Source organism: Actinocorallia aurea (assembly GCF_054783995.1).
The window spans coordinates 214,339-239,956 of record NZ_BAAGPQ010000006.1 but is presented as its reverse complement, the minus strand read 5'-3'; the positions used below and the strand labels follow the sequence as shown (position 1 = coordinate 239,956).

The 25,618-nt window shown below is 71.5% G+C and carries 28 protein-coding genes, 2 tRNA genes and 1 pseudogene; 13 read left to right on the top strand and 18 right to left on the bottom strand.

Translation table 11 applies throughout. The features are described 5' to 3' along the window. Nucleotides 1-8 precede the first annotated feature (8 nt). The gene (locus tag ACYVOM_RS09435; RefSeq protein WP_460302867.1) at nt 9-1,418 is read left to right on the top strand and encodes a DUF7059 domain-containing protein; all 1,410 of its coding nucleotides are present in this window, start codon (nt 9-11) and stop codon (nt 1,416-1,418) included. Nucleotides 1,419-1,439: 21 nt separating this feature from the next. Here the strand turns inward: ACYVOM_RS09435 and ACYVOM_RS09430 are convergent, their stop codons facing one another. After that, nucleotides 1,440-2,447: a quinone-dependent dihydroorotate dehydrogenase gene (locus ACYVOM_RS09430; protein ID WP_460303002.1), complete on the bottom strand. Its 1,008-nt coding sequence runs from the start codon at nt 2,445-2,447 to the stop codon at nt 1,440-1,442. Nucleotides 2,448-2,712: 265 nt separating this feature from the next. On the opposite strand from ACYVOM_RS09430, the gene ACYVOM_RS09425 reads away from it, so the two are divergent. Then, nucleotides 2,713-2,943: a hypothetical protein gene (locus tag ACYVOM_RS09425; protein ID WP_460302866.1), complete on the top strand. Its 231-nt coding sequence runs from the start codon at nt 2,713-2,715 to the stop codon at nt 2,941-2,943. A 4-nt stretch (nt 2,944-2,947) separates the two neighbouring features. Here the strand turns inward: ACYVOM_RS09425 and ACYVOM_RS09420 are convergent, their stop codons facing one another. Continuing rightward, the gene (locus tag ACYVOM_RS09420) at nt 2,948-4,912 is read right to left on the bottom strand and encodes an SCO7613 C-terminal domain-containing membrane protein (protein WP_460302865.1); all 1,965 of its coding nucleotides are present in this window, start codon (nt 4,910-4,912) and stop codon (nt 2,948-2,950) included. Between the two features lie 233 nt (nt 4,913-5,145). Between ACYVOM_RS09420 and ACYVOM_RS09415 the strand changes: the two genes are divergently transcribed. Beyond that, complete coding sequence (locus ACYVOM_RS09415) at nt 5,146-5,766, top strand: MBL fold metallo-hydrolase (RefSeq protein ID WP_460302864.1); 621 nt, start codon at nt 5,146-5,148, stop codon at nt 5,764-5,766. Between the two features lie 389 nt (nt 5,767-6,155). On the opposite strand, the gene ACYVOM_RS09410 is transcribed toward ACYVOM_RS09415, so the two are convergent. The 4 genes from ACYVOM_RS09410 to ACYVOM_RS09395 all read right to left on the bottom strand — a co-directional run bounded on the left by ACYVOM_RS09410 (nt 6,156) and on the right by ACYVOM_RS09395 (nt 7,759). Beyond that, nucleotides 6,156-6,443, bottom strand: a complete 288-nt coding sequence (locus ACYVOM_RS09410; protein ID WP_460302863.1) for a hypothetical protein — start codon at nt 6,441-6,443, stop codon at nt 6,156-6,158. 493 nt (nt 6,444-6,936) lie between these two features. Continuing rightward, a tRNA-Phe gene (locus ACYVOM_RS09405) sits at nt 6,937-7,013 on the bottom strand. Between the two features lie 14 nt (nt 7,014-7,027). Continuing rightward, nucleotides 7,028-7,101, bottom strand: a tRNA-Asp gene (locus ACYVOM_RS09400). 148 nt (nt 7,102-7,249) lie between these two features. Further along, a complete protein-coding gene (locus ACYVOM_RS09395) occupies nt 7,250-7,759 on the bottom strand; it encodes an O-acetyl-ADP-ribose deacetylase (RefSeq protein WP_460302862.1) in 510 nt (169 codons plus the stop codon). A 157-nt stretch (nt 7,760-7,916) separates the two neighbouring features. Between ACYVOM_RS09395 and ACYVOM_RS09390 the strand changes: the two genes are divergently transcribed. From ACYVOM_RS09390 to ACYVOM_RS09370, 5 genes are all read left to right on the top strand, one after another. Further along, complete coding sequence (locus ACYVOM_RS09390) at nt 7,917-8,912, top strand: hypothetical protein (protein WP_460302861.1); 996 nt, start codon at nt 7,917-7,919, stop codon at nt 8,910-8,912. Between the two features lie 77 nt (nt 8,913-8,989). Then, nucleotides 8,990-9,631 (top strand): hypothetical protein, encoded by a 642-nt coding sequence (locus tag ACYVOM_RS09385; protein WP_460302860.1) that lies wholly within the window; start codon nt 8,990-8,992, stop codon nt 9,629-9,631. A gap of 69 nt (nt 9,632-9,700) precedes the next feature. After that, nucleotides 9,701-10,645: an aliphatic sulfonate ABC transporter substrate-binding protein gene (locus tag ACYVOM_RS09380; protein WP_460302859.1), complete on the top strand. Its 945-nt coding sequence runs from the start codon at nt 9,701-9,703 to the stop codon at nt 10,643-10,645. After that, nucleotides 10,645-11,397, top strand: coding sequence for an ABC transporter permease (locus tag ACYVOM_RS09375; RefSeq protein WP_460302858.1), 753 nt, complete (start codon nt 10,645-10,647; stop codon nt 11,395-11,397). The genes ACYVOM_RS09380 and ACYVOM_RS09375 overlap by 1 nt, the downstream gene beginning before the upstream one ends. Beyond that, nucleotides 11,370-12,083 carry an ABC transporter ATP-binding protein gene (locus ACYVOM_RS09370; protein ID WP_460302857.1) on the top strand — a complete coding sequence of 238 codons (714 nt, stop codon included), beginning with the start codon at nt 11,370-11,372 and terminating at the stop codon, nt 12,081-12,083. The genes ACYVOM_RS09375 and ACYVOM_RS09370 overlap by 28 nt, the downstream gene beginning before the upstream one ends. A 4-nt stretch (nt 12,084-12,087) precedes the next feature. Here ACYVOM_RS09370 and ACYVOM_RS09365 read toward each other — a convergent pair whose 3' ends face one another. Continuing rightward, nucleotides 12,088-12,936, bottom strand: coding sequence for an RNase H family protein (locus tag ACYVOM_RS09365; protein WP_460302856.1), 849 nt, complete (start codon nt 12,934-12,936; stop codon nt 12,088-12,090). A gap of 243 nt (nt 12,937-13,179) precedes the next feature. Here ACYVOM_RS09365 and ACYVOM_RS09360 point away from each other — a divergent pair, with 243 nt between their 5' ends. Then, nucleotides 13,180-14,121 carry a hypothetical protein gene (locus ACYVOM_RS09360; protein ID WP_460302855.1) on the top strand — a complete coding sequence of 314 codons (942 nt, stop codon included), beginning with the start codon at nt 13,180-13,182 and terminating at the stop codon, nt 14,119-14,121. A gap of 31 nt (nt 14,122-14,152) precedes the next feature. Here ACYVOM_RS09360 and ACYVOM_RS09355 read toward each other — a convergent pair whose 3' ends face one another. The 3 genes from ACYVOM_RS09355 to ACYVOM_RS09345 all read right to left on the bottom strand — a co-directional run bounded on the left by ACYVOM_RS09355 (nt 14,153) and on the right by ACYVOM_RS09345 (nt 16,169). Beyond that, on the bottom strand, nt 14,153-14,332 hold the full coding sequence (locus tag ACYVOM_RS09355) for a hypothetical protein (RefSeq protein WP_460302854.1): 180 nt from the start codon (nt 14,330-14,332) through the stop codon (nt 14,153-14,155). A gap of 280 nt (nt 14,333-14,612) precedes the next feature. Next, nucleotides 14,613-15,155: a signal peptidase I gene (lepB, locus tag ACYVOM_RS09350; RefSeq protein ID WP_460302853.1), complete on the bottom strand. Its 543-nt coding sequence runs from the start codon at nt 15,153-15,155 to the stop codon at nt 14,613-14,615. Between the two features lie 45 nt (nt 15,156-15,200). Next, a complete protein-coding gene (locus ACYVOM_RS09345) occupies nt 15,201-16,169 on the bottom strand; it encodes a DUF2786 domain-containing protein (RefSeq protein ID WP_460302852.1) in 969 nt (322 codons plus the stop codon). Between the two features lie 117 nt (nt 16,170-16,286). Between ACYVOM_RS09345 and ACYVOM_RS09340 the strand changes: the two genes are divergently transcribed. Further along, on the top strand, nt 16,287-16,820 hold the full coding sequence (locus ACYVOM_RS09340; RefSeq protein WP_460302851.1) for a hypothetical protein: 534 nt from the start codon (nt 16,287-16,289) through the stop codon (nt 16,818-16,820). Between the two features lie 23 nt (nt 16,821-16,843). Here ACYVOM_RS09340 and ACYVOM_RS09335 read toward each other — a convergent pair whose 3' ends face one another. Genes ACYVOM_RS09335 through ACYVOM_RS09325 form a run of 3 tightly spaced genes read right to left on the bottom strand, consistent with a single transcriptional unit; the run spans nt 16,844 to nt 18,249 of the window. After that, entirely contained in the window at nt 16,844-17,152 is a 309-nt protein-coding gene (locus ACYVOM_RS09335) for a hypothetical protein (protein WP_460302850.1), read from the bottom strand. Continuing rightward, entirely contained in the window at nt 17,145-17,840 is a 696-nt protein-coding gene (locus tag ACYVOM_RS09330; RefSeq protein ID WP_460302849.1) for a DUF2786 domain-containing protein, read from the bottom strand. The genes ACYVOM_RS09335 and ACYVOM_RS09330 overlap by 8 nt, the downstream gene beginning before the upstream one ends. 40 nt (nt 17,841-17,880) lie before the next feature. Further along, nucleotides 17,881-18,249 (bottom strand): hypothetical protein, encoded by a 369-nt coding sequence (locus ACYVOM_RS09325; RefSeq protein WP_460302848.1) that lies wholly within the window; start codon nt 18,247-18,249, stop codon nt 17,881-17,883. Nucleotides 18,250-18,388: 139 nt separating this feature from the next. Between ACYVOM_RS09325 and ACYVOM_RS09320 the strand changes: the two genes are divergently transcribed. Next, complete coding sequence (locus ACYVOM_RS09320) at nt 18,389-18,862, top strand: pyridoxamine 5'-phosphate oxidase family protein (protein ID WP_460302847.1); 474 nt, start codon at nt 18,389-18,391, stop codon at nt 18,860-18,862. Nucleotides 18,863-19,098: 236 nt separating this feature from the next. Further along, nucleotides 19,099-20,160 (top strand): annotated as a pseudogene (rho, locus tag ACYVOM_RS09315) (transcription termination factor Rho); the annotation flags it as partial. Between the two features lie 16 nt (nt 20,161-20,176). Here the strand turns inward: rho and recQ are convergent. Continuing rightward, complete coding sequence (recQ, locus tag ACYVOM_RS09310) at nt 20,177-22,003, bottom strand: DNA helicase RecQ (protein WP_460302846.1); 1,827 nt, start codon at nt 22,001-22,003, stop codon at nt 20,177-20,179. Between the two features lie 56 nt (nt 22,004-22,059). Then, nucleotides 22,060-22,269, bottom strand: coding sequence for an EF-hand domain-containing protein (locus ACYVOM_RS09305; RefSeq protein WP_460302845.1), 210 nt, complete (start codon nt 22,267-22,269; stop codon nt 22,060-22,062). A 97-nt stretch (nt 22,270-22,366) separates the two neighbouring features. On the opposite strand from ACYVOM_RS09305, the gene ACYVOM_RS09300 reads away from it, so the two are divergent. Then, nucleotides 22,367-23,767: a phosphatase PAP2 family protein gene (locus ACYVOM_RS09300; protein WP_460302844.1), complete on the top strand. Its 1,401-nt coding sequence runs from the start codon at nt 22,367-22,369 to the stop codon at nt 23,765-23,767. Nucleotides 23,768-23,793: 26 nt separating this feature from the next. Here the strand turns inward: ACYVOM_RS09300 and ACYVOM_RS09295 are convergent, their stop codons facing one another. The 3 genes from ACYVOM_RS09295 to ACYVOM_RS09285 are packed head-to-tail and all read right to left on the bottom strand — an operon-like array spanning nt 23,794 to nt 25,582. Beyond that, nucleotides 23,794-24,306 (bottom strand): copper resistance CopC family protein, encoded by a 513-nt coding sequence (locus ACYVOM_RS09295; RefSeq protein ID WP_460302843.1) that lies wholly within the window; start codon nt 24,304-24,306, stop codon nt 23,794-23,796. Then, nucleotides 24,303-25,013, bottom strand: coding sequence for a YcnI family copper-binding membrane protein (locus tag ACYVOM_RS09290; RefSeq protein WP_460302842.1), 711 nt, complete (start codon nt 25,011-25,013; stop codon nt 24,303-24,305). The genes ACYVOM_RS09295 and ACYVOM_RS09290 overlap by 4 nt, the downstream gene beginning before the upstream one ends. 38 nt (nt 25,014-25,051) lie before the next feature. Beyond that, complete coding sequence (locus ACYVOM_RS09285; protein ID WP_460302841.1) at nt 25,052-25,582, bottom strand: MFS transporter; 531 nt, start codon at nt 25,580-25,582, stop codon at nt 25,052-25,054. Nucleotides 25,583-25,618: the final 36 nt, after the last annotated feature.

The following is a 25,618-nucleotide window of genomic DNA, read 5'->3' as shown; positions in this document are numbered from 1 at the left end:
ATGAGCGGGTGCTGAAGACTCTGCGTGCCTGCTTCGACGAGGCCGGATACACCGTCGACGGCGTGCGCGAACTGCTCGGTCCGGTGGCCGGCGCCGCGCTCGCGCGCGACCAGATCGTGCCCGCGCTGCGCGCCGTCCAGGGCGATCCCTCGACGCTGGCCGCGCTGACCACCCTCCTGTGGGTCCAGGAACCCGTGCCCGTGTCGGCGGACCTGCCCGTCGCCGAACTCGTCGGGACCGGGCTCGCCGGGCGCGACGGCGACCTGCTGGTGCCGCTGCTGCACGTGGAGCCGCTGGACTGGTCCGGCCCGACCCGTTACGCGGTCTCCGACCTCAAGGTGCGGCCCGGTGACGCGCCGGGATCGCTCGCCGCCGACCACGTGGTCGGCGTCGGCGGGGCCTCCTACAACCTGGCCCGCCTCGTCGTCCACCGGCCTGTGGACAGCGCGCTCGACCTCGGCACGGGCTCGGGCGTGCAGGCGCTCCTGCTCGCCGACCGCGCCCGGCGGATCACCGCCACCGACACCAACCCGCGCGCGCTGGAGCTGGCCAGGCTCAGCCTCGACCTGTCCGGCATGGACGCCGAACTGAGGCTCGGCTCGCTCTTCCAGCCCGTGCCCGAGCGCTACGACCTCATCGTCTCCAACCCGCCCTTCGTGATCTCCCCGGACGGGCGCTTCCCCTACCGCGAGTCGGGGATGGCCGGCGATGACGTCTGCCGCCGCCTCGTCCAGCAGGCGCCGGACCACCTCACCGAAGGCGGCTGGTGCCAGCTCCTGGCCAACTGGCTGCACATCGACGGTGAGCCGTGGGACGAGCGCGTCGCCGACTGGATCAGCGGCTGCGACGCCTGGGTCGTCCAACGCGACGTGCAGGACCCCGCCGAATACGCCGAACTGTGGCTGCGCGACTCCTGCGAGGCGGGCTCCGCCGAGTACCGGGAGCGCTACGACGCCTGGCTCGCCTACTTCGAGCGCGAACACGTCACCGGGATCGGCTTCGGCTGGATCACCCTGCGCGAGGGCGGCGGGTCGATCAAGGTGGAGGAGCTGCGGCACGCGGTGGACCAGCCCGTCGGGGCCTATGTCGAGTCCGTCCTGGACTCCGTCGCGGCGGCCGACCACCCCTTCACCCGGCTGAAGACCGCCGACGGCGTGGTGCAGGAGCAGATCGGTCGGCCCGGCGCCGAGGACCCGGAGCGGATCGTGCTGCGCCAGACGTCGGGGCTGCGCCGGGCCACGGGCGTCGGCACCACCGAGGCTGCCCTCGCCGGGGTCTGCGACGGCTCCCTGCCACTGGAGCCGCTGCTCGGCGCGATCGCCCAGCTCACCGAGGTCGATGAGGACGCGGTCCGGGCGCACGCCGACGCGGTGCTGCCCGAACTCGTCGCGGACGGCTTCTTCGAGGTGACGGGGTGAGCGACGGGGTGAGCGCGGCCGTCAGGGCCTGCGGGCCAGCTCCCGGTTGATCCGCCAGGCCCACAGCGGGCCGTTGTAGATCATCGCTGTGTAGCCCTGCACCAGGGTCGCGCCGGCGGCGATCCGCTCCCGGACGTCGTCGGCGGTCTCCACGCCGCCGACCGAGACCAGGGTGATCCGGTCGCCGGTGCGGGCCTTGAGGCGCTTCAGCACCTCAAGGGAGCGGGCCTTGAGAGGCGCGCCCGACAGGCCGCCGGTCTCGGCGGCGATGGCCGGGTCGCCCCGCAGGCCCTCGCGGCCGGTCGTGGTGTTGGTGGCGATGATCCCGTCGAGGCCGAGTTCGAGCGCGAGGTCGGCGACGGCGTCGACGTCCTCGTCGGCGAGGTCGGGCGCGATCTTCACCAGGAGGGGCGTGCTGCCCTTGGCCTCCTGGACGGCGGTGAGAAGCGGCCGGAGCATCCCGACGGCCTGGAGGTCGCGCAGCCCCGGCGTGTTGGGCGAGCTGACGTTCACCACGAGGTAGTCGGCGAGCGGGGCGAGGAGCCGGGTGGACTTCACGTAGTCCGCCGCGGCCTCGGCCTCGGGCACGACCTTGGTCTTGCCGATGTTGATCCCGACGATCGCGCGCCGCGGGCGGCGCAGCCGGGGCGCGGCCGCGGCGGCGCCGCCGTTGTTGAAGCCCATCCGGTTGATGATCGCCCGGTCGGGCACCAGGCGGAACAGCCGCTTGCGCGGGTTGCCGGGCTGCGGCTCGCCGGTGATCGTGCCGACCTCGACATGGCTGAAGCCGAACGCGCCGAGCGCCTCGTAGGCGACCGCGTCCTTGTCGAAGCCGGCGGCGAGGCCGAGCGGGCCGGGGAACTCCAGGCCGAAGGCCCGGACCGTCGGGCCCTGCGGCCCCAGCACGCGCCGGAGCAGCGCGGCGAGTCCGGGCACCGAGTCCACGAAGCGCAGCGCGCGCATCGTCAGATGGTGGACGCGCTCGGCGTCGATCCGGCGGAAGACCTGGGAGAACAGCAGTGCGTACACGGTCACCGATTCTCCCAGGCCTTAGGGCGACGGTGTGCGCCGGGCCGGTGGACGCGGGGCGGTCGGCCGGTCATGCTGGACCCGAGCCGTCCGCGACCTTGGGGGTGTGCCGCTTGGCCCGGGATTCCGAACCGCCTCCGTGCGGCCACTGCGCGGGGACCGGGAAGGTCACCTACGAAAGGCCCCGGCGTGAGGCCGACGGCAGCGTCGTCTGGGTCGACAGCGTCGAGAACTGCCATGTCTGCGACGGCACGGGACGGTGCCGGTGACGCCCGACCGCTGCGGCCTCGACCCGTGCGCCTGGTGCGACAGGCCGGACGTGCCGTGCCGGTTCTGCCTCGGCACCGGCTGGTGGCGGCCGGAGATGCCGCGCCGGGAGGCCGACGGGGTGATCGGCTGGGTGCGGGTCGACGAGGAGTGCCGGATGTGCGGCGGGACCGGCAAGGAGCACGGCCCTTTGCCCGCCGGGCCGCGCGCGGTGCCCCGGCAGTCCTGAGGCGTCAGCGCATGCCGGTGAGGGAGGCGCGGAGCCTCCGGGCGCGCGCGAGGTGCCGCTCATAGGTGGCGCCCACGACGAGCAGGAGCAGCCCGGCGCTTCCGAGGGGCAGCCATTGCGGGACGGCCTCCCAGACCCGGACGGCGTAGGGAGCCGCGGTGTCGGCGGCGTCCAGGCCCAGGGTGAGGGCGCCGATGACGGCCGGGGCCTGAAGCCGCAGCCGCACGCCCGTGAGCAGGACGGCCAGGGATCCCGCGCCTAGGAGGAGGGGACGGGTGAGCCCGGGGTCTTCGGCGAGGAGGAACAGCGTCGGGAGGAAGGCCAAGGAGAGCCCCGGACCGTACGTCGCCCATGAGGAGGGCAAGGAGGCGCGCCAGACCCAGCCGAGGAGGAGGGCTCCCACAGCGACGGGAAGGGTGAGGGCTTCGACGGGGACGTCCCAGTTCACCACCTCGAACGCGTGGTGGGCGGTGACCCCGGCCCAGACGGCGGCCCCCGCGCCCGTCAGAGCGCGGATGAGGGGCGTGCGGGCCCGGGCTGAGGCGATGATCAGGGCGAGGAGGGTGCCGGCCGTCACGGGAAGGGAGAGTCCATGCCCGGCGTGCTCGGCGGCCGTCCAGGCGGCTGCCAGGACCGGCAGGCCCTCCGCCGGGCTCGCGGCGCGGCGCCCGGAGGCCAGGGCGAGCACCACGAGGAACAGCCCGGCGAACCACAGCGCGGTGGTCGTCGTCCCGAAGCCGGCGGCTGAAGGGAGCGCGGCAGCGGCGGCGGCTGCGGCAGCGGCTGCGGGCGCGGGCAGCCGCTCCAGCGCGAACCCCGCGGCGACCGCGGCGAACAGCCCGGGCGTCCACCCCGAGGCGGTCTCGTACCGGGAGAGCAGCACGGGGATCAGGTCCGAGGCCGCCAGCACACCGACGGCGGAGAGGAAGATCCACCCGATGGCCTTGTAGGAGTTCTCCCCGGTCCGGGAGGCGAGCCCGAAGGCGCGGGGCAGAGCGTCGGGCAGAAGGGCGGCCAGGGTGAGAGGGGCCAGCGCGGCGATGGCGAAGGCCGTTGGGAAGTGGTCGCGGAAGGCGAGGTTCCCCAACGGGAGGGCGACCGCGAGAACGCAGGCGAGCGCACCCGCCACCGCGAAGAGGTCGTGCACCCGAGTCGTCCACAAGGACGCGAGCGCAACGGCCGCGAGTAGGAAGGGGATCAGGCTCAGCGTCGCCTCGATCTCCCCGCCGGTCCCGTAGAGGCCGTGCAGCGTGAGGATGCCGAGCACCGCGGCGAAGGAGATCGACGCCGAGACGATCCCGGCCCGGCGCACGCGCGGGGGGACCGGACGCAGCAGCAGGAGCAGCCCCAGCAGGCAGTTGCCGAGCAACGCGCCCGCATGGGCGAGCGCTCCGCCGTCCAGCGCCGCGACGATCAGCGGCAGTGGGAACTGCGCGGCGACCACCGCCGCGGCACCCGGAAGCCGCACCGGAGCCCAGCGCGCGTACGAAGACCAGAGCATGGTGATCACGAGCGCGCCGGCGGCGCGGAAACCTTCGGGGTCTGCCCCTGAGAACGCGCGGAGCAGGGCATGGCACTCGAGCAGCGTCAGCAGCAGGCCGATCGCCGCCGCCGACTCGGCGGTGGCGTGCAGACCGCGCCGCGCCAGCTGCCACGGGAGCGCCAGCGCCACGGCGGCGAGCGCGGTGAGCACCGCGGCCCGCCCGCCCGGCCCGAGCGCTCCCCAGCTCACCACGGTGAAGACCAGGGCGGCGAGGCCGGTCAGCCCCGCCCCGGCCACCAGAAGCAGGTCGCGAGCGCTCCGGCCGCCCAGCTCCCGGCCCTGCCGGACCCCGCCGAGCAGGGCGGACCTCCGCGTCCACAGCTCGCCGCGACGCCGTCCGATGCCGGCGAACTCCGCGCGCAGGGCCGCCTCCCGCTCGTCGAGGGCGAGGAGCTCCGCCCGCAGCGTGCTCAGTTCCTCGGCCACGGGGCCTTCCAGAGGCGACCCGCAGAGCGGCGCGGGACAGCGCCCGGCGGCCGGATCCGCGACGAGAAGGCCGCAGGCGGGACATCCGCGCGGGGGGACTGATGCGTGGTCCATGCCCGTGATGGTGCACGCCGCGGCCCGTCCCGCGTATCCGCTCTCCTACTCAGATCCTTTCGGGTACCGATCCCCGGGGCGGCTGCGGACGGCATCGGGCGATTCGTGATGATGGAATCATGCAGCTGACGAAGTTCACCCACGCCTGTGTCCGTTTTGAGACGTCCGAGGGGCGGGTCGTGATCGACCCGGGAGCGTTCTCGGGCGAGGAGCCGTTCGCCGATGTCGACGCGGTACTGATCACCCATATGCACTTCGACCACATCCAGCCCGACGCCCTGCGCGACCTGCGCCGCAAGCGCCCCGACCTGGCGATCTACGGGCCTCCGTCGCTGGCCGAGCCGCTCGGCGACCTCGAGTTCACCGCGGTCCGCCACGGCGACGTGGTCGAGGCCGCAGGGCTCTCCTTCGCGGTGATCGGCGAGGAGCACGCGGTGATCCACGCCTCCATTCCGGTGATCGAGAACGTCGGCTTCCTCGTGGACGGGATCTTCCACCCGGGCGACGCGCTGACCGTCCCCGAGGCCCCGGTCTCGACGCTGCTCGCGCCCGTGAGCGCGCCCTGGCTCAAGCTCGGCGAGGCCGCGGATTTCATCAACAAGGTCGCGCCGATCCGCGTCCACCCCATCCACGACGTCCTGCTGAGCGACATCGGGACGACCGTCACGGACTCGATCCTGGGCGGGCTCATCGGCTCGGAGTACGTCCGCCTCGGCATCGGTGAGTCCGTGACCTTCTGATCGTAGGCGGGACCGGCCTTCTGGTTTCGAAAACTTGCTCGATAGGCTCAGTGGCCATGGAAACGCGACCTGCGTGGGCCGACGGGATCCCGGCGACCTGCCCTTACGGCCACCGGCTCGGTCCGGGCCGGGTCCTCGTGGGCTGGCGGCCCTGCCGGTGCTCGCCCGCGACGGGCGGGCACCGCACCTATGCATGCCGCACCTGCCAGGGGCTTTCCGACCAGCGCCAGACGACGTGCCACCAGCCGCCCTGTACGGCCCCCAGAAGACCTTGAAGGCCCCGCGGAAGCCTCCGCGGGGCCTCAAGGCCTGTCGGGCGCCTGGGCGCTCTGCGCCCCGCGCGTGGGTTGCTTCACCTGCCGCCGCGCGGTGCGCTCACGGCTCGGGGATCAGTGGTGCTGCTTCACTCGCCGCCGCGCGGTGCCCTCCCGGTCGCGGAGCTCGGTGTCCCGGTCGCGGTCGTGGATCCGGGTCGCGCCGCGGATGATCTCGCCGCGCGGAATGCTCCCGGGCGTCGGCGCGCCCCAGCTCACCGTGTCGTCCATGATCTTCACGGCGAGGCCCGCGGGGAAGCACAGCACCGCGACGACCGCGCAGATCCACATCAGCACCCAAGCGTGCAGGACGAACGCGATCGCCCCGACGACCAGCGCCGCGAGCGCCACCCCGACCACCACCCACGAAGACGTCTTCCCGTGGGGGTGTCCCGTCCCCTGATGGGCCCTCGGCAGGTTGTAGTACTCCGGCTCGGGCGCATGTGATCCGCTCAGCGTCGCACTCGATCCCGTCCTCTCGTCCTTCCCAGCCACCGGGGAGGACCCCGTCGCCGGGGAGGACCCCGTCGCCGGGGAGGACCCGCCTGCGCCCATCGGTGCGGCACCTCGCGTCGTGGTCTCGGCTGCGTCGTCCACGATCTGCTTCCGCGGCTCCCGGGCCATCACTCACCTCCACGTCGGACTTGAGTAGCTACAAGGTCCCCATTGCCCCGACGGCCCGACCGAACCCACCACACCAACACTTTTTTGCCTTTTTGTCCCCAAACCACCCAGGTTCGGTGACCTGCCCCACATATCGAGGCCATGAATCCGCAGCCGCACGCCGAGACCGCACCGAGCAGATGCCCACAAAGCAAGAGACCCAGTCCGGATGACTCGGACTGGGTCTCTGAGCTGGTGGCCAGGGGCGGGGTCGAACCGCCGACCTACCGCTTTTCAGGCGGTCGCTCGTACCAACTGAGCTACCTGGCCGTGATAAAGAAAGGCGGTCCTGACGGGACTTGAACCCGCGACCTCCACCTTGACAGGGTGGCGAGCACTCCAACTGCTCCACAGGACCTTGGTGCTGCTCCCGGGGCTTTGCGCTTCGCTCCGGGGCAACGTGGAAAAGCTTAGGCGATGCCGCGCACTAGTGCCAACTCGGATTCCAGACAGGGGAGATCCACGGACTCGGCGAGGTCTTGAGCCGGGAGTTCGCGGCCGGGGCGTCAGCGGGGGAGATGGGCGTCGAAGGCCGCGTAGGCCTCCGGGCCGAAGAGGACGAACCTCGCCTCGGCGACCTTCGTCGGGGTCGTCCGGACCGTCGTGAGGGCGATGCGCGCGGCGTCGTCCATGGGCCAGCCATAGACGCCGGCGGACACGGCGGGGAAGGCGACGGTTCGGGCGCCGAGTTCGTCGGCGACGCGCAGGGACTCCCGGTAGCAGGACGCCAGAAGGGGAGCGAGGTCTACGGCGGCCGACCAGACGGGGCCGACGGTGTGGATGACCCAGCGCGCGGGCAGATCGCCCGCCACGGTGGCGACGGCGTGGCCCGTGGGAAGCCCTTCGGGATGAGTGATGGCGCGGATCTCGCGGCACGCGGCGAGGATCGCGGGCCCGCCCCTGCGGTGCACCGCCCCGTCGACCCCGCCCCCGCCGAGCAGCGACGAGTTCGCGGCGTTGACCACCGCGTCGACCCGCGCTTCGGTGATGTCCCCCTGCACGAGCACGATGTCCATGCCGCCCCCTTCCGTGTCGATCGGTCGGGCTCCGACCGTCGCGCCCGTCATTGGACGTCTTGTCTGACGTACCATCCGAGCAGCGTCCGGGCAACGCCGTCACCCGTGGATGGACCATGCCCGCAGGCCAGCCGTCGCCGTCTTCGGGGGAGCCGTCATGTTGCTGGGTGCCTGCCGTTCGCTCGCCGCGGCCGCGCGTGCGGGGACGCCGGACTTCAGGGAGCGGCTGGAGGGCGTCATGCCGCTGGCCGCGGACGCGCCGAAGGACGAGATGACGGCGGCGGCGAACCTGCTCGTCGACACGGCCGCCGAGGTGCTGCCCGAGCGCGGCGGTTGGCTTGCGGTGCTGGCCGGCGCGCTCGCCGGGCGCGGCGCGGACGCCGACGGGATCCCCCTGGTGGCGCGGCTCGGCGGGGTCGCGGCGGGCGCGCTCGCGTTCGCCGAGGCCTGGGGCGGCCGCCCGCCGCCCGCCGCGGCGGGCCCCGCGCCGCAGGTCTGGGAGCGGACCCGGGCGCTCATGGGCGACCGGGCGATGATCTCGATGCAGTGCTGGTACGCGCTGCCCCGGTTCGCGCAGGGCGCGCTGGCGCTGCTGCTGCACTCTCCGGCCACCCGGGCCGCCGTCGCCGACTTCGACGAGGCGGTGGACCGCGCGATCGTCCACTGCGAGGCGCTGCGCGACGTGCAGGAGCTGCGCCGGGTGCTGGACGGCGAATCCCTGCTGGTGCTGCACCGGCCGTCGCGGCGGGGCTGGACGGTGACGATGCGCGGCGTCACGGACAACTTCCAGCTCCACACGCTGCTCGCCGGGCTGCTCGTGGGCGCGGAGGTGCCCGGGCGCGCGCCGCATCCGGGGTGGGTCGCCGCGTACGGGGACGCCGATCCGGTACCCGGCCTGCCGCCCGTGGAGGGGTGGTGGGACCTGGCGGACGGGCATGGCGAGGCGGTCTGGAACGAGGGGGTCCCCGCGGACATCCCGCTGCTCGGCGACTCCCGGGTGCTGGTGCTCGACCCGCCGTCCCGGCAGCGGACCTGGGAGGCCGGCCGCCGCCATCCCGAGGTGCCGGGCCTGCTGACGCTCGACGCGGTCTACCATCCGGACGACCTCCTGGCGTGGTGGCCCGCGTTGAAACCCGCGACGGGCGGCGCCTAGGGGCTTGCCCGGGGAGTCCGGGTCCACCTAGGGTCCCGGTGGATACGCCGTTTCTCTCAAGGAAACATGGGTGATCCATGGTCTCCGTCCTCATGGCCGTCGTCTTTCTCTGCCTCCTTGCCCTCGCCGTCGTGGCGGCACGTACACGCACCCCCGTCGGCATCGCCCTCGCCGTCCTCACTCTGGGTCTCGCCTACGACAACGGGGCGATCGCCATCGGCTCCGTCCTCGGCTACGGCGACGCGCTCGAAGCCGTCAACATCCCGCGGTACTGGATCCACGCCCTGTTCACGCCGCTGCTCGTCGTGGTCGGGGTGCTCCTCGCGCGCCGGCTGGGCGTGTCCGTCGGCACCCCGGTGCTCGTGGGCGCCGGGATCCTCGCGGCGGCCCTCGTCGTGGTCGGCCTCGTCACCGAGGCGTTCGGCCTGCACCTGAAGCCCGAGACCTACGCCGACGCCCTGCGCTACGTCCACGCCGAGCCGAGCGGCCCGCCGATGGCCGCGATCGCCACGATCGTGGTGCTGATCGCCATAGGCGTCGTCGTCTGGCGGAAGGCGGGCTTCCCGTGGCTGCTCGTCGGCGCGGTGACGATGTTCGTCGCGGCGGGGGTGGGCTTCGCCCACTTCTGGATCAGCAACCTCGGCGAGCTCGCGCTCCAGGCGGGGATCGTCGCGACGCTGGTCAGGTCCACGGGGATGACATCTGCCAAAACCCACTAAACCTATACAAACGGTAGGTTATATGGTTAGGTTGCGGCGAAATTGCAGCGTTCCCACAAGGAGCCCCCCATGCGCCGCAGCTTGACCGTCCTCATCGGCGTGCTCGCCCTCCTGGGCAGCCTCACCACCGCCTGCGGAGGAGGTGAGGAGACGGAGTCGGGCGCCGCGCAACTGAAGATCGGCTACCAGAGATTCGGCGGCCAGAGCCTGGTCAAGGCCAAGGGCGCGGCTGCGGACGCCCAGTGGTCGCTGTTCGAGAGCGGCCCCGCGCTCACCGAGGCGCTCAAGGCGGGCGCCATCGACATCGGCCAGACCGGGGAGGCCCCGCCGATCTTCGCCGCCGCCGCGCAGACCGACTTCAAGATCATCGCGACGTCGGAGCCGGTCCCGCAGGGCGAAGCCGTCCTCGTCAAGGAGAAGAGCGGCTACAAGTCCTTCAAGGACCTCAAGGGCAAGAAGGTCGCGCTCAACAAGGGCTCGAACGTCAACTGGCTCCTGGTGAAGCTCCTTGAGGCCAACGGGATGAAGATCGAGGACATCGAGGTCCAGTACCTCAAGCCCGCCGAGGCGCGCCCCGCGTTCGACAACGACCAGGTCGACGCGTGGATCATCTGGGACCCGTACTTCTCCCTCGCCCAGTACGAGGGCGTCCAGGTCCTCGCCGACGCCACGGGCCTCGCCAACAACCGCGAGTACCTGCTCGTCTCGCCGAAGGCGCTGGAGGAGAAGGGCGACCTCATCCGCGAGTACGTGAAGGCCTATCGCGAGGTCACGGACTGGGGCATCGCCAACCCGGACGAGCGGCTCAAGCTGATCGCGCCCGAACTGAAGCTGGAAGAGCCCGTGGCCGCCCGCGCGCTTGAGCGCAGCGCCAAGGCGCTCTCCCCGGTGACCCCCGCCATCGGCGACGAACTCCAGGAGATCGCCGACGGGTTCGCCGACCTCGGGCTCATTCCGGCGAAGGTCGACGTCAAGTCCCGGATCGACGACCGCTTCACGGATCTGCTGCAGTGATGAAGGCGCGACGGCTGATCACTCCGATCGTGCTCGTCGCCGTGTGGGAGGGCGCCTCTCGCACAGGCGTCCTCCCGCACGAGAAGCTGTCCCCGCCGAGCGAGGTGCTCGAGGCGGCGTGGCGGCTCTCCCTCGACGGCACACTCGGCCTCCACCTGATGGAGTCCCTGCAGCGCGCCTTCACCGGCCTGCTCATCGGCGGTGTCCTCGCGCTCGTCCTCGGCGCGGTCGCGGGCCTGCTGCGGATCGGCGACGACCTGGTGGACCCGGTCATCCAGGCGGCTCGGATGCTGCCCCACCTGGGCCTCGTGCCGCTGCTCATCATCTGGGTGGGCATCGGGGAGTCCCTCAAGGTCTCCCTCGTGGCGCTCGGCGCGTTCTTCCCGATCTACCTCAACACCTACGCGGGCATCCGCGACATCGACGAACGGCTCGTCGAGGCGGCCCGCACCTGCGGGCTCAGCGCGTTCGAGCGGGTCCGCCACGTCATCCTGCCCGGTGCGATGCCTTCGCTGTTCCTCGGGCTGCGGCTCGCTTTCGCGGCCGGGTGGCTGAGCCTCGTCGTCGGCGAGCAGGTCAACGGGGTCAGCGGCATCGGCTTCATGATGATGGAGGCCCGCGACTTCAGCCAGACCGAGATCGTCGTGCTGGGCCTGCTCGTCTACGCGGCGCTCGGCCTCGTCTCGGACTTCCTGCTGCGCACGGCCGAAAGGAGGGTCCTCGCATGGAGGCGCGGTCTTCAGGCGTCGTAGAGGCGGCCGGGGTACGGCGCGCGTTCGGCGGCACCGTCGTGCTCTCGGGCGTCGACCTGTTCGTGGAACCCGGCGAAGTCGTCGCCTTGCTCGGCGCCAGCGGCTCCGGGAAGAGCACCCTCCTGAGGGTGCTGGCGGGACTCGACCAGGACGCCGAAGGCGAGGTCCGCACTTCGGGGTCCAAGGCCGTGGTGTTCCAGGAGCACCGCCTTCTGCCCTGGAAGCGGGTGGCCGACAACGTCGGCCTCGGCGTGCGGGGCAAGGACGCCAAGCCGCGGATCGCCAAGGCGCTGGAGGAGGTCGGCCTCGAAGACCGCGGGAAGGCGTGGCCGTCGGAGCTGTCCGGCGGGCAGTCCCAGCGGGTGGCGTTCGCGCGCGCGCTCGTGCGCGAGCCCGAACTGCTCCTCCTCGACGAGCCCTTCGGCGCGCTGGACGCGCTCACCAGGCTGAAGATGCAGGCGCTGTTCGCGAGGCTGCACGAGTCCCACGGCTTCGCCGCCCTGCTCGTCACGCACGACGTGGACGAGGCGCTGCTCCTGTCCGACAGGCTCCTCGTCCTGGACGGGGGGCGGATAGCCGAGGAGATCAAGGTGGACCTCGGTCATCCGCGGTCGGTGGACATGGACGGCTTCGCCGTGCTGCGCCGTCGTCTGCTGGGCCTCCTGCACGTGCCCACCGAGACCTGAGGGCTCAGGCGGAGAGCCTGGGCTCGCTCCAGCTGCGCAGGAAGGAGTCCACGAGGCCGACGGCGCGCTCCTCGGCCTCGCCGACGGCCAGCGTCCCCGCCGTGTGGCGGCGGCCGATGGACGCGAGCGCGTCGGCGGCCTCGTTGAGCAGGTGCCCACTGTGCGCCTTGACGTGTTCGAAGCGCAGCCCCGGGCTGCGCGCGAGCGACCGGGCGAGGGGCGGCAGGTCGGGCGCCGAGCATCCGGCGGGCAGCGCGCGGGTGTCGCCGCGCCGCCACCTGCGCAGGAGGTCCAGCGCGGCGCGGCTGTCCACGAGGACGGTCATCGCGGTGCCGGGCGCGACCTCGGCGAGCAGCAGCCGGACCGCGCGCAGTTCGGTGACGAGGATCTTCGACGGTCCCGCCGGGTCCTGGGGCACCGTGCGCCACCCGCCGAACCCCCAGTGGCCGTCCGTGGTGAGGAAACCCGTCCCGCCGTACCCGTCCTTCCAGGAGGCGTCCGTGGCGGCCACCAGCGGGCGCGTCCCGGCCCAGCGGCCGATCTGGCCGGTCCGGTGCTCCGGGCGCTTCCTGGGGGCCGTACGGGGCTTGTGGGCCGCCATGGAGACGGGGTGGGTGTGCTCCTCGCCGGGCAGGATCCGCTCGGCGAGGGCGAGGACCGCCGCGGCCTCCTCGACGGCGCCGGCGGCCGCGGATCGCAGCGCCAGCCGGGTGAGAACACCGACGCGCACACATCCTTCGCAGTCCAGGCTGAGGAGGACATAGCGCTGGAGGCGGCCGACGCGCGTCTGAAGGTCGTCGGGAAGGGCCTGGTAGACGGAGCGGAACTCCGCGGAGGACATGCGGGGGGACAACGTGAACACCTCCCTGGGTGCGCACTGGATGTGCGCAGTACGGGATCTTCGGTCCTAGAAGTGACGCCCAGACCCATCCGTAGGTTCACCATTGTCACGACGCCGGGTGAACGGCACTATTGCCGCATGTTCACGCCGGTCTCCCTCAATGCACTGACCAGAGGAAATCCGGGTCGCGAGACGCCCGACGACCTCCGAGATTTTCTCTTCCGCTCATGGATAGTGGCTTTCAGCCTGAAATTGGTGGGATCGTCCTGGGATGTCTCCTGGCACTTCAAATGGCTGCGTGACGACTTCGCGCCGCCCCACCTCCTGAACAGCGCCGGGACCCTCCTCGCGCTGGCCCTCGTCGGCGTGCACTTCTACACGGGCTACGGCCTCGACAAGATCGCCCAGCGGTTCGTCGTGTTCGGCACCGCGGTCTTCATGATCGCGATTCCGATCGACGTGGTGAACCACCGCGTCAACGGCCTCGACATCACCGCGTGGAGCCCGTCCCACGCCCTGCTCTACATCGGCACCGCGCTGATGCTCATCGGCGTGATCCGGTGCTCCTCCGGCGTCATGCGGGCCCTCTTCTTCGCCTTCTTCCTGGAGAACTGGCAGTTCCCGGCGCTGCACCAGGAGTACGGCGTCTACGCGCTGAAGGCCTGGTACGCGGGGGATCCCGAGGCCGAGCCGAGCCTTCTGAAGTTCGCCGCCGAGCAGATGGGCCGGCCGGTCGACGACACCATGGTCCAGCAGTTCGCCCAGCCCGTCTCGACGTGGATCTACCCCCTGTGGACCGCGGCCGGCGTCATGTTCGTGCTGGTCCTCGCCCGCCGCTTCACCGGGCTGCGCTGGACGGCCACCGGCATCACCGCCGGATACCTCGCCTACCGGGCGGTGACGGGGCTGCTGCTCGAGGCCACCGGGTTCCCGCAGTCCGTGTGGCCGTTCTTCCTCCTCGCCGGGGCGATCGCCATCGATCTCTCCTTCCGGTACCTGCCCCACCTGCCCGTCGCCGGCGCGTTCCTCACGGTCGCCGCCGCCTACTGCGGGCTGGCCGCCCAAGGCTGGGCGTGGGACGTCCCCCCGAACGAGCTCGCCGCCTGGCCGGTCGCGGCGGTGCTCCTCGCCGGGGGGTGGTGGGCGCTCGCCCGCTACTACCCCGAGCCCGCCGCAGAGCCCCAGCCCGTGTCCTGACGCCCGTCCAGGGTGACGTCCCCCCGGGGCGTCACCCGATCAGCCACCCGGCGACGGTGAGCAGCCCGACGAAGAAGACGAAGACGGCCGCGGCCTTGAGCGCCGCGCGCAGGAGGCCCAGAAGGGCACGGGAGACGAGGAGGAAGAGGGGGAGGACCACGGCGAGTTCCTGAGACGTCGGGACCTGCACGTGCGCGATGAAGTCGGCCATCGGAGGCGGCTCCTTCCGGATCACCTCCCATGGCACGCGATCAGCGCGCAGCCGCCAGTGGCATCTGACGCGCTCGGCATATGCCGTCGACCACGTGTCCCCCGCGCTCGTCGAAGCGGAGAACGCAGGCGGGCTCCAAACCCGGGAGCCCGCCTGTGCTTGCTGAAGCGGAGAACGCAGGCAGGCTCCAAACCCGGGAGCCCGCCTGTGCTTGCTGAAGCGGAGAACGCAGGCAGGCTCCAAACCCGGGAGCCCGCCTGCGTTCCACCAAGTCCTAGAGCTAGAGCCAGTCCCAGCGGGTGACCGGCCAGATGATCATGCGGGCATGGCCGACGACGGAGTCGACCGGCACGAACCCGTGGTCGCGGGAGTCCGAGGAGCCGGACCTGTGGTCGCCCATCACCCAGAGCATGCCGTCGGGAACGGTCACCTTCTCGAACGCGCGGTGGTCGTCCTGGTAGAGGTACGGCTCGTCGATCGCCTTGCCGTCCACCGCGACCTTGCCCTCGACGCAGCACTCGACGGTCTGCCCCTCGGTGGCGATGACCCGCTTGATCAGGTCCTCCTCGGGCCAGTCGCCCGTGCCGCGGAAGACGACGATGTCGCCGGGGTGCGGGTCGGAGACCAGGTAGCTGACCTTCTCGACGAGCACCCGGTCGCGCGTGCACCCCTCGCAGCCGTGCAGGGTGCGCTCCATGGAGCCGGACGGGATGTAGAACGTCTGGAGGACGAAGGTCCGGATCAGCAGCGCCAGAACCACCGCGGTCACCGCGAGAAAAGGCAGCTCTTTGAAGAAGGACCTGTTGGTCGAGGCAGACGTCACGCGGTCACCCTAGATCTAAGAGAGGTAACAAGCACATAAAAGTGGTCAGCTCAGGTCGGCCTCGCGGGCGGCCCTTCTGCCCTCGGCCCACCCCGCGGCGTCGCGGACACGCCGCGACCTGACGGAGGTGAGCTCGGGGAAAAGGGTATCCACAGCCTTGTCCACGGCTTCATCCCGCCGGGAAAGGACCGGCAGCAGATCCGTCTCGGCGGCGGTCTCGGCCTCGGCCGCGGCGAGCAGCCGTTCCCCGATGTGGTGGGCGAAGGAGGTGAGGAAGCTCTCCCGGAACGCCCGCCGCGAGCCGTTCTTGGGCATGGCCGCGTCGGCCTGCACGAGCAGGGACGTGTAGAGCAGTTCGACCGCGTCGAGATCGGCGGGGAAGCCGAGGACCGTCGCGAACCCCAGCTCCGAGTGCCAGACGGCCCGGCAGCGGTTGGCCTCGGCGACCACGTGCAGCAGTGTCGCCTTCGCCTCCTCGTAGGGGCCGTCGACCCCCAGCCGGACGCCGGTGGGGGCGTCCTCGGGGGCGTCCAGGGCGGCCCGGTCGAGGCTGTGCCGCGTCATCAGCGACTGCGCCCGCGCCACGAGCGCCTCCGCCTCGGCGGGAAAGCCCGTGGACTCGGCCTTGGCGAGCAGCGCCCGGATCCGGCCGAGCGCGGGATGGTCAGGGCGCGCGGTCCGGCTCAGCACGGCGATGCGCGGCAGCCGCGCGAGCGTGCACAGCACCTCGACCAGTCTGCCGACGGCGTCGAGCCTTTCGCGCGAGCCGAGGGCGGACGCGTCGAGCATCGCGGCGTGGGCGGGGGAGCGGAACCGGGTCAGATGCCGCCGCAGGTCCTCCTCGGTCCAGCCGCGGGCCGCGGCGTCCTTGCGGACCCGGGCGAGTGCCGACAGCAGCGCGGCGTCGGCGGCGGGCGAGGCGGCGAGAAGAGCAGTCGCGGAGTCCCAGGCACGCAGATCGCCGCTGAGCTGGGCCTCCATCGCCGCGGTGACCAACGCTTCGGGATCGTTCATCCGCCCATCGTCCCATTCCTCTTCTCCGCCGAATCGCTTTGTTCTAAGGTGCCCGGAATGTCGCTCTCATGAGGGGAAAGTCACATGCGTGCAATCGCGGTGCTCGGAGTGTTCGCCATGGGATGTGCGGGTGCCGCGGTCGTCGGTGCCCCCGCCTCGGCGGCGGCGAAGTGCTGGACGGGCAAGTGGACGGTCACCTCGGCGTCCGCCGAGATCAAGACCGCCGACCTCGAGTTCGACCTGAGCGGGGGCAAGGGCATCAAGCTCGCGCTCGCGAAGACCGGCAAGGCCACCTACACCTTCACCGGCTCCAAGCCGCTGACGGGCTCGGGCGCGGTCAAGGGGGTCCCCACGAAGGCGACCCTGACCCTGACCAAGACGCTGCGGATGAACAACGCCTTCAGCGGCTCGGCCAAGGGCTCGATCACCGGCAAGGCGAAGTCGGCGACGGGCGACGCCCTCCTGACGGTCAAGGCGGGCCTGGTGACGCAGAAGCACAGCGTCGCGAAGGCGGTTCGCACCGGCGGCGACCAGGGCGTGGTGCCCCGCGCCGCCAAGTACACCTGCACGTCCAAGAAGCTGACGATCCGCCAGACCGTGAAGGACGGCGCCGACTACTCCAAGACCGTCTGGAACCTGCGCCGCGCCTGACGACGGGCGCCCTCGCGGGTCGGTCACTCGTCGAGCGGTTCCAGCCCTCCCTCCGACTCGCTGATCTCCAGCATCGCCTCGACCGGGTCGATCTCCTCGATCCGGTCGACGAGCCCGAGGACGGCCTCGGGGCTGATCAGCCACCGCAGTGCCGAGGCGCCCGTCTCGTCCGCGGTGATCTGGTCGTGCTGCTCCTCGAACTCGGCGAGATCGGGCTGCCGGAGCCTGAGGTCGGCCAGCGCCGTCTCCCGCAGGGAGGCGGTGTCGGTGACCTCCACGACGAGGTCCAGCGTGACCCGAAGGAAACGATCGGTGTCCGTCCGGTTACTCATGGTCCGATGCTAGTGCGGTGCGGCCCAGCGCCGCACGGTCGGCGGCGGCGCGGCCGTGCACCCAGCCGTCGGGGTTGGACGCGCCGCCGCCGCGGAACCGCCGCAGCCGGGGAAAGCGCTCGCTGACCGAGCGCTGGACCGCCGCGTCGCGCGAGGCCAGCACCACGGTGAGGCCGGGCGCGCGGGCCTCGCCGACCGCCTGCTCGGCCGCCTCGCTCAGCCGCTCGCCGATCCGCAGCGCGTACGCCGAAAGAAACGCGTGCCGGAACGAGCGGGTGCGCGAGCGGCCAAGGCCGTCGGTCCGCGATCCCGCGCGCACCATGGCCGAGGTCGCCTGCACCAGCAGCGAGGTGAACAGCAGCTCGACGCCCGCCAGATCCTCGGCGTAGCCCAGCACCGTGGCCTCGCCGCGCTCGCGGTGCCAGACGGCCCGGCAGCGGTTGGCCTCGGCGACCACGTGCAGCAGGGTCGCCTTCGGCGCCGCGTAGGGCTGGCCGACGGCGACGACGCGGGCCAGCGGCCCGCCGCCGTCGCCGCCCTGCCCGGCCTCAAGGAGCGCGGCCTGCAGGTTGTGCCGTGCGATCAGCTCCTGCGCCCGCGCGGTGAGCGCCTCGGCTTCCCGGGGGAACTCGGTGGACTCCGCCTTCTGCAGCAGAGCCCGCACCTTCCCCAGCATTCGCTGGTCCATCTCCCCATTCGACCATCACGACCGGGGTGGTGGGCGCCGGTCAGCCGACACCGAAGACCCCGAGTTTGACGAGCCGGGCCAGCACCGCGTTGCGGCCGCGTCCGAGTTCGGCGCACAAGGCCTCGATCTGGGCGCCTTCGCCGAGTCGGCCGAGCAGCCGGGCGTCCTCCTCCTGGGTCCAGGGGAAGTAGGCCTTCGGATACCGGGTGCGCAGCGCGGCGACCGAGCGCCGGGCCGGCAGATCGATCGCCCCGATCTCGCGGAACGGCACGTCGAGCACCAGTTCCTTGCGGCGCAGGACGTGCAGCGCCGCCCCGCCGAAGACGAGCCGGTCGGCGTCGACGCCGAGGTCGTGGACCGTCCCGGCCGCATGCGGGAGGGGCTCCAGAAAACTCATCTTGATGTCCATGCGCCTACTCTGCGTGATCTCTGTCAAGATCGTTCGGCGCCCTGTGGATAACTTTTCCGAGGCCTCGGGGGCTGGTGTGACGGAGGTCGCCGGACGTACGCTGGCTTGAGCTTTACCAGAACGTGATTCGGGAGCCGGTGTGAGCAAACGCGACAAGATCAGGATGTCCGACGAGGAACTCGCGGACTTCCTCGCCCAGCAGTCCAAGGTGCAGATCGCCACGATCGGCAAGGACGGGGCGCCGCATCTGGTCACGATGTTCTACACGCTCTATGACGGCAAGATCGCCTTCACGACCTACGGCACCTCGCAGAAGGTCGTGAACCTGCGCCGCAACCCCGTCATGACCTGCCTCGTCGAGGGCGGCGATGCCTACAACGAGCTGCGCGGAGCCAGCCTGACCGGCACCGCGAGGGTCGTGGAGGACCGCGACGTGCTCCTGGCCGTGGGCACCGTCGTGTCCCACCGCATGGCCGGGCTGCCCGTTCCCGAGGACCTCTCCGCGGTCGACAGGGCGTTCGTCGAAGGCGTCGGCAGGGCCATGGCCAAGCGCGTCGCCGTCATCCTGGAACCGACCAAGATCAGCTCCTGGGACCACGCCAAGATGGGTTGACACCCCGTCCCGATGTGTGCTTTCTTCAAGGGGAGGCAGAGCGCTTCTCAAACCGTGTCACGGTATGCCGCCTCCCCTCGTTCTTTCTTTCCCGGCACCGCCCGCCTTCCGCGGCCCGTGCCCACCCGCGCCCGGCACCGACCCGGCGCGATCCCCCCGCCGCGCGCCGCTCCGGCGCGCCCGCCCTTAGGGAAGCACGCATGACCATCACCGAAGAAACCGCGGTGCGGAGCACCGTCCCCGTCTCGGGAATCCTCTCCGTGGGCGCCAAGAACGCCCACCTGCGCGTCCGCGGCCTGGCCCCTTCGCCCGACGACGTCCAGGTCCCGCTCGCCCTCGTCCACAAGCACGCGCTGCGCTCCGGCGACCAGGTCACCGGCACCGCGCGGCCCCGCACCCGCGGCGGCACCGCGGTCCTGGCGACCGTCGACGGCGGCCGCCGCGAACGCACGGCCTTCGAGGACCTGACCCCGCTGTTCCCCACGGAACGGCTGACGCTCGGCCCGTCCCCCGCCGGACGGATCATCGACCTGCTCGCGCCCATCGGCAAGGGCCAGCGCGGGCTCATCGTCGCCCCGCCCAAGGCCGGCAAGACGATCATCCTCCAGGCCCTCGCCACCGCGATCACGGCCAACCACCCCGAATGCGAACTCATCGTCCTGCTCGTCGACGAGCGGCCCGAAGAGGTCACCGACCTGCGGCGCAAGGTCCCCGGCGCGCAGATCATCGCCTCCACGTTCGACCGGCCCGCCGCCGAGCACGTCGAACTCGCCGACCTCGCCGTCGAGCGCGCCAAGCGCCTCGCGGAGCGCGGCCGCGACGTGGTGCTCCTCCTGGACTCCCTCACCCGGCTCGGCCGCGCGCACAACCTCGCCGCGCCGTCGAACAGCCGGATCCTCGCCGGCGGCGTCGCCGCGGGCGCGCTCTACCCGCCGAAGAAGTTCTTCGGCGCCGCCCGCAACCTGGAAGAAGGCGGCTCCCTGACGATCCTCGCCACCGCGCTCGTCGAGACGGGCTCGCGCATGGACGAGGTCTTCTTCGAGGAGTTCAAGGGCACCGGCAACATGGAGCTGAGGCTGTCGCGCAAGCTCGCCGACCGGCGGATCTTCCCCGCGATCGACCTCGTCGCCTCCGGCACCCGCCGCGACGAGCTGCTCCTGTCGCCCGCCGAACTCGCCGCCTCGTGGAAGCTGCGCCACATGCTCACCGCGCTCGACGAGCAGCAGGGCATGACGCTGCTCCTCGACAAGATCAAGGAGACCCGCTCCAACGCCGAGTTCCTCGCCCAGCTCCGCTGACCGCCGCGGGGCAGGCTCAGCCCTCCTCGGCGACGACCGCGATGATCTGCTCGCCGTACTTGTTCAGTTTGTTCTCGCCCACACCGCTGATGGTCCCCAGCTCCGCAAGGCTGGCAGGACGCCTTCCGGCGACGTCCCGCAGCGTCGCGTCGTGGAAGATGACGTACGCGGGGACGCCCTGTTCCTTGGCCGTGGCGGCCCGCCACGCGCGCAGCCTCTCGAACAGCGGCTTGGCCTCCTCCGGCAGCTCCACCGGCGTGCTCGACCTCGCCGCCTTCGCCGGCCGCGCGGCCTTCGCCGGCTCCCGCCGCATCGGCACCTCGCGACGGCGCCCCAGCACCTCGCCGCTCGCCTCGGTCAGCACCAGCGTGCCGTAGTCGCCTTCGACCCCCAGCAGGCCCTGCGCGAGCAGCTGGCGGACGACGCCCCGCCACTCGGCCTCGCCCAGCTCGGTGCCGATGCCGAAGACGGTGAGCTGGTCGTGCCGGTACTGGCGGACCTTCTCCGTCTCCTTGCCGAGCAGCACGTCGATGATCTGGCCCGCGCCGAACTTCTGGTTCCTCTCGTTCTTCAGCCGGTACACCGCCGACAGGAGCTTCTGCGCCGCGATCGTGCCGTCCCAGGACTCCGGTGGCGCCGCGCAGGTGTCGCAGTTGCCGCACGGGGCCGAGCCGCGCTGCCCGAAGTAGGCGAGCAGCTGGCTCCGCCTGCACGTGACGGTCTCGCACAGGGCGAGCATCGCCTCCAGGTGGATGGTCTGCTGGCGGCGGAAGGCGAAGTCCCCCTCGGAGGAGTCGATCATCTTGCGCTGCTGCACCACGTCGGCAAGGCCGTAGGCCATCCACGCGGTCGACGGCAGTCCGTCTCGGCCCGCGCGGCCCGTCTCCTGGTAGTAGCCCTCGATGGACTTCGGCAGGTCGAGATGGGCGACCAGCCGGACGTCGGGCTTGTCGATGCCCATCCCGAACGCGATCGTCGCGACGACCGTCAGGCCGTCCTCGCGCAGGAAGCGGGCCTGGTTCTCGGCGCGGACCCGGGCGTCGAGGCCCGCGTGGTAGGGCACCGCTGGGATGCCGTTGGCGACCAGGAACTCGGCGGTCCGCTCGACCGAGGCGCGCGACAGGCAGTAGACGATCGCCGCGTCGCCCTGGTGCTCGGTGCGCAGCAGCTCCAGGAGCTGCTTCTGCGGGCTGTTCTTCGGGACGATCCGGTACTGGATGTTGGGCCTGTCGAAGCTCGCCACGAAGTGCCTGGCCTCGGCGAGTCCGAGGCGCTCGGTGATCTCGGCGTGCGTCGACTCGGTGGCCGTCGCGGTGAGCGCGATCCGCGGCACGTCGGGCCAGCGCTCGTGCAGCATCGACAGCAGCAGGTAGTCCTTGCGGAAGTCGTGGCCCCACTGGGACACGCAGTGCGCCTCGTCGATGGCGAAGAGGGAGATCTTGCCCTGCTCCAGCAGGCGGATCGTGCCGTCGAGCTGGAGGCGCTCGGGCGCCAGGTAGAGCAGGTCGAGTTCCCCGGTGACGAACGCCTGCTCGACGTCCCTGCGCTCGGCGGAACTCTGCGTGGAGTTCAGGAAGGAGGCGCGCACGCCGAGCGCCCGCAGGGCGTCGACCTGGTCCTGCATCAGGGCGATCAGCGGTGAGATCACCACGCCGACGCCCGGTCTGACCAGGGACGGGATCTGATAACACAGCGACTTGCCGCCGCCGGTCGGCATGAGCACGAGTGCGTCGCCGCCGGCGACGACATGGTCGACGATCTCCTGCTGGCCAGGCCGGAAGGAGTCGTATCCGAAGACGCGCTTGAGCACGTCGGCCGCGTCCTGTACGCCGGGGGAAGTCACCCGGCAAGTCTACGAATCCGGCCGGTCGGTCCGGGCCGAACCTGTGGACAACGCGATCAAAGGGTGTCGAGCATGGCCTGGAGTTCGTCGAGCGTGATGAAGCCGTCGTGGTTGGCGTCAGCGCGTTCGAAGCGCTCCTGAGTCTCGGCCTTGCTCCAGGTCAGCCCGAGTTCGTCCAGCACCAGGGTGAAGCCGACCAGGTCGAGCCGACCGCGGGCCTGGACGTCGATCGTGCGAAATGCGGTGAGCAGGCTCTCGACTGTCAAAATGGAGCTCCCTTCCTTGTCTAGATCGTCAGATCATGACACAGGCAGTGACGGGTGACACGGTAGAAAGACCTGTCCGGCGGGGAATACGTCGCACATGGGTCTGGCCGAAATCGATCAACACGCGTTCGACAGGGTCGCGACGGCGAAGCTGCGCGGCCTGGAGTTCGTTCTTCCGAGGCTGTCCGGCCTGGCCGATCACGGCAAGTTGTGGTACCTCGTCGCGGCGGGACTCGCGGCCACCGGGCGGCCGTCCCTGCGCCGGGCGGCGACCCGCGGGCTGATCGGGATCGCGCTGGCCAGTCCGACCGTGAACATCGTGGGCAAGCAGCTTTTCCGGCGCCGGAGGCCGCTGCTGGACAACGTTCCGCAGGTCAGGCTGCATCGGATTCCGCGATCTCCGTCGTTTCCCTCGGGGCACACCGCGTCCGCCGTCGCGTTCGCCGCCGGTGTCGCCATGGAGGGCTCGCGCGGCACCGTCCTGCCCGTGGCCGGGCTCGCCGCCGCCGTCGGATTCAGCCGGGTCTACACCGGCGCGCACTATCCCGGAGACGTCTTGGCCGGGGCGGCCTCGGGACTCGCCGCCGCCCTGGTGACGCGTCTGATGTGGCCGGTTTCGGTCCCGGCGGAAGTGGTGCCGCTGGACCGGACGGTCGAGCAGGTCACCCCGTCCGGCGAGGGCGTCGTGGTCGTCGTGAACGGCGCAGAAGGGGCGGCGGAGTACCTGCGCGAGGAACTCCCGGGCGCGGTCCTGGAGACGGAAGGGGACCTGGAAGAACGCCTGGAGAAGGCGGCCGGCAACGCGAAGGTCCTGGCCGTCGGCGGGGGAGACGGCACCGTGGGTGCGGGGGCCGCTGCGGCGTTGAGGCACGGCGTTCCCCTGCTCGTCCTCCCCGTCGGCACTCTCAACCACTTCTCCCGGTCGTTGGGCATCGAGACCGTCTCCGACGCCCTGAACGCCTACCGGAGCGGGAACCTCTCCCACGTCGACGTGGGCACGGTGAACGGGGTGCCGTTCCTCAACAACGCGGGCTTCGGGATCTACCCGGACGTCGTGCGGCGGCGAGAGAAGCTGGAGCGCAGGTTGGGGAAGTGGCCCGCGCTGGCGGTCTCCACCTTGCGGGCGCTGCGCCACACGACCCCTGTCCGGGCGTCCTTGGACGGCCGAAGCAGACGCGTGTGGCTGGCTTTCGTAGGCAACTGCGAGTACCGCTCACATGGCACGGTCCCCACCACGCGGGGGCGCCTGGACGACGGGCTCCTCGACGTCAGAGTGGTCTCCGCCCGGAGACGACTGGGCAAGGCGGGCGCATTCGCGGCAGTTCTCACAGGGAGCCGTCGACTCGGCTACGAGAAGTGGACGGCCAAGTCGGTGAAGGTGATGCCCGCGCAGAAGCGGCTCCTGGTCTCCCACGACGGAGAGATCAGGCGTTCGGCTCCGCCCCTCGTCTTCGACAAGCACACCAGACGGCTCGCCGTCTTCGTGCCCGCCCCGTGAAGGTGAGGGACGGGCACGAAAGGGCGTTACTCCTCGTCGCCTCGGGACGAGGCCCAGTACAGGCCTCCCCCGACGAGGACGAGGGCGACCACGCCGAGGACGATCCACGTCCAGGGACCGCCCCCTTCCTTCTCCCCCTGTGCGGAGGGCGCCGCCGCCCCCGCGGCGTCCCCCTCGACGGTGAAGGAGAACTCGCCCTGGATCGGGTGCCCGTCCGGCGAGACGGCACGCCAGGACACGTGGTGAACGCCGGGCTGTAGAGCCTTGCGCACAGGCAAGGTCACCTTGTCGCCCGCGGCCTTCGGCTTGCCGCCGAACTCCTTGCCCGCGGCGTCCGTGAGGACGACCTGGGGCAGGATCACCGAGTCGCCGAAGGTGAGCACGACGTTCTTCGGGGCGGGTACGACCGCCCCGTCCTTGGGCGCGGTGCCCGTCAGGCTCGTGTGCGCGCTCGCCGGCGCCGCCATGGCGACGGGGCCGGCCACCGCGGCCGCCGCGAGGGCGACGGCCGCGGCGGCACGCGAGATCAGGCCGATCACGCCGCGCGGCGTCCCCGGGCGAACCCGAGGCCGCCCAGGACGAGTCCGACGAGACCGGCGGCGATCCCGAGGCCGCCGAGCAGCCGCGCGGTGCCGTCCTGCCCGTCGTCGTCGCCGTCGGTGGGCTCGGCCGCGGCCGAGACGGCCATGCCGCCGTGCCCGTCGGAGTCCTCGGCCGGCGCGGTCAGCCGGAGGACGGGCGCGGGGTGCTCAGGCTCCTCGGCGCCTTCCTCGGTGGGCTCCTCCCACTTGACGACCTCGCCGCCGGAGTAGGTCTGGTCGGCCTTGAAGACGAGCTCGTCGGTGGTCGTCGGCAGCGGGCCGAGGGTGACGTCGAACTCCTGGAACTGGCCGGGCTCGATCTTCCCGCCGGACCAGGTGATCTGCGAGACGGCCTCGGTGATCTCGCCGCTGCCGGTGTCGACGGCCTTGGCCAGCTCGGCCTTGGGCGCCTCGACGGTCCAGCCGGGGACCGGCTTCACCGAGACGAACGCGATCGGGTACTCGGCGGGCAGCTTCACGACGAGCTTGGTCGTCGAGGCGTCGTCGCGCTCGTTCGGGACCCGGAAGGTGACCTTGGACCAGGAGCCCTGCTCGGCGGTGCCGGGCTGGACGGAGACGTGCGCGAGGGCGGGCGCCGAGACCCCGATGAGGGTCAGGGCGGCGACGCCGGCGACGAGTGAGGCCCGGCGGGTGTTCTTGGACATGCGTGTACTCCACGTGACTGACGCGAACGGAAAGGACTTCAGTGGGTGAAGGCGCCGTTCGGAGGTCCGCGGAGGACGAGGCAGTGCCGCAGCAGCGCGGTCTTGGGGAGTCCCTGGCGCTCGGAGCAGGCGGGCCTGCCCGGCTCGACGGGTGTGGGCACCCGGGCGGGGACAAGACGGAGCGGCGGTACGAGGCGACGGGCGAGCGCCCAGAAGGCGCGTTCGCCGCGGCGGAGCCACAGGGCGGACAGCAGTGCCGCAGCGGCGTGCGCCGCCATCATGTGCCCGTTGACGGACCCGTCGGGTTCGGTGAGCGGGCTGTGGTGATCGGTGGCGAGCAGGGAGTGCAGAGCGAACTGCCCGCCCAGCAGCGCACCCAGGATGAGCGGGAGACCACGCTCGTGCCCGGCCAGAAGGTGGGCCACCCCGGTGACGCCGAAGAAGGCGACGGCGATGGTCCAGGGATCTATCGGGTCTCCGGACGCCGCCCAGTGGCCCGTGAGCGTCAGGCTCACGCACACGGCCGCGAAGGCCGCCGCACGGGCGAGACGGTAAGGAGCCTTGGTCAAGGGGAGTCCGGGGTAGCCGAGGGTTGAGCGCGGTCA